This window comes from Enterococcus sp. RTP21361st1_A6_RTP21361_211029, from assembly GCF_040910045.1.
GTDB classification, from domain to species: domain Bacteria; phylum Bacillota; class Bacilli; order Lactobacillales; family Enterococcaceae; genus Enterococcus_D; species Enterococcus_D gallinarum.
Genome location: NZ_JBDGBK010000172.1, coordinates 1 through 2,435, shown reverse-complemented (window position 1 = coordinate 2,435; position 2,435 = coordinate 1). Strand labels below are relative to the sequence as shown.

Here is a 2,435-nt window from a genome sequence, read left to right as displayed (position 1 = left end):
CCGCCCCCAAAGGGGGAGCGACCAAACGGCAGCTTCACTCAATGGAGTGTTACTGTTCATCAAAGCCAAGTGATAATTGTCGTTTCTCTGCTTCTTCTTTCTTTTGGGCAGCTAAAGTCTTTTTCCGAACGTATGTTTTAGCAAATGTCACTCGGTCACCATTGAATACTATCAGAGGATTAATAAACCAAAGATTATCGGCTGGTCCTCGGGCTATGATTTCAGCTTTTACAAGTTCTGCAAGTCCTTTATAAACGGCTTTGTCTGTTTTGTATTTGGTATATTCTAGGCATTTTTTTCTATTGAAGATGATTAAATCATTTTTGGGTTTCATGCAGGTCATAAAGTAACCAAAAACCCGAATAGCTGCTTGTGATAGGTCAAAGAATGCAGCAAAGTTAGAAAGATACAATTTAGTGAATTGTTCTTCATCTACTTCTATTTGACGGATAAACGAAGTCTTAAACACTTCTCCAGTTTCAGTGTCGGCTAAAGCTACTACGGCTCTCTTATCGCCACCACTATTACTCTTATACTTTTTAACAACATGATTTTCAATACCTTCTATAGCTTGTTTCATAAAAGGATTTTCTTCGTTCTTTTGAAAATCGGTTAACTTAACTGCTTTTTTATTTTCCATTTTGATGTGTTTTTGGGAAATATTATTCTCCACAAAGTAAACTATTATTTTCCATAAAAACAATATTAAGGGAAATATTATTTTCCTGTTTAGTATTATATTAGGAAATCAGTATTTTCTAGATTGGAAAATGAGAATTTCCAATATGGAAAATGCCCTATATTGTGTATCAAGTACTTAACTTATTCTATTTCTTCTATTCTTAATATACCCCCAAAACAGCACAAAATCAGTCACTTAAAAATCATCGGTCGGGGAGCGCCCAGCGGCAAGGGGCGGGACCACCCGTCCCGACGAGCGCCACACCATAAACTTTTTTTAGAATAAGCACACAACCGTTTTCCGAACCCTGCAAAATTTCTTCCGAATCCGAACGACGTAACACTCCATTGAGAGAGGCTGCCGTTTGGTCGCTCCCCCTTTGGGGGCGGGGGGGGGTTACATACCCATACCGAAACCTCTGCTTCTGGTGATTTGCTTGAGTAGGTCTTTCCCCTCTTCCATAGCTTTTGATATGTTTGGGAAATGATGCCTTAAAGCCTCCAGTTGTTCGGAATTGAACAAGTCTTTCATCTTACCAAGTTCTTTTTTCAATTCCTTGGTTTCGGTCTTTAGTTCTTGGTTCTCCGTCCTTAATCGGTTACTGGTTGTCCTTGCGTTGTCCATTTGTTGTCTATAATACTCCTTGTCATTCTCGGCTTTGAATGCCTTTGTGCCGTTTTGCTCTTTTTCAAGTATAGCCTTTCCCAGTCTATCGGATAGCTGTTCATTTTCCCCCTCTAAAGCCTTTACTTTGGCTTTTAAGGCATCCTTTTCCCTATCGTTGACTGTTTTTCCAATCAAGCCGTAAAACTTCTCTGAAGCCTTAGAAATGAGTTTTTGGACGTTCTTCTTTGTTTCAATGGAACGTAGTTCTTTCTGAAGCTGAAGAAGCTGGTTTTGTACGTCCTTGTGTTTGTCTAATGCACTGGATATATCGTTTGATAGTTCCTGAAGCTGTTCTTTCGCACATTCGGTCTTGTACTGCATAGCCGATAAGTGTTTGCGGTCAGAAGAAACGCCACGTTCCATGCCCAGTGTTTCAGATGCTATGGTTTGGAGTTCTGCCATGTCATCACGCGATAAACGCACACTTTTCCCATTCGGCTGCGTCCAATCGAAAACTACATGGGCATGAAGGTTAGGTGTCCATTGCTTTGCGTTCATGTATCCTTCGTCCTTGTGTATATGGATTTGAAATGCTTCGATACCGAAACGTTCTTTGCAGACCGTGGCAAACTGCTGGAGTTCCTGCATGGTGGTTTCTTGTTTGATTACTATTACTCCCTCTCGTATGGGTGCGGCTTTAGCCTGCATCTTCTGCCCAACCGTATCGAGATATCTTTGTTTCGCACTTTCCAGCCGATGGGAGATGCTATCTCCAACCCAGCTTTCATTCAAATGACTAAGTTCGGGACGAACATAGTCCAACTCTTTTTCCCTAAAGTTGTGAATCTCACTCCCCGGCTTCACTGCTTGTACATGAATACTTGTTGCTCCCATAAGTTAACATTTTTGTGACAATCGATAACAGCCGGTGACAGCCGGCTGACAGGGGGTTAAGGGGGCTTGTCCCCTTACACACGCACCCTTTAGGGTGCTAGTGTGCTATCACCATACTGCATAGGTGCGAAGTTAGCAAATGTTCTGTAAATGCACAAATAAAGGGGAAAACATTTGGATTTGCGACAATAAAGTACTACCTTTGTTGCTGACCAAACGGTAGCCGACCGATACGGGAGAGTTACCAAAATAC

2 protein-coding genes are annotated in these 2,435 nt (G+C 41.6%); both read right to left on the bottom strand.

Annotated features, from left to right (window positions below):
• Positions 1-49: 49 nt before the first annotated feature.
• Entirely contained in the window at positions 50-640 is a 591-nt protein-coding gene (locus tag AB5Z52_RS16615) for a replication/maintenance protein RepL (protein WP_004295513.1), read from the bottom strand.
• A 438-nt stretch (positions 641-1,078) separates the two neighbouring features.
• The gene (locus AB5Z52_RS16610; protein WP_007219893.1) at positions 1,079-2,182 is read right to left on the bottom strand and encodes a plasmid recombination protein; all 1,104 of its coding nucleotides are present in this window, start codon (positions 2,180-2,182) and stop codon (positions 1,079-1,081) included.
• Positions 2,183-2,435: the final 253 nt, after the last annotated feature.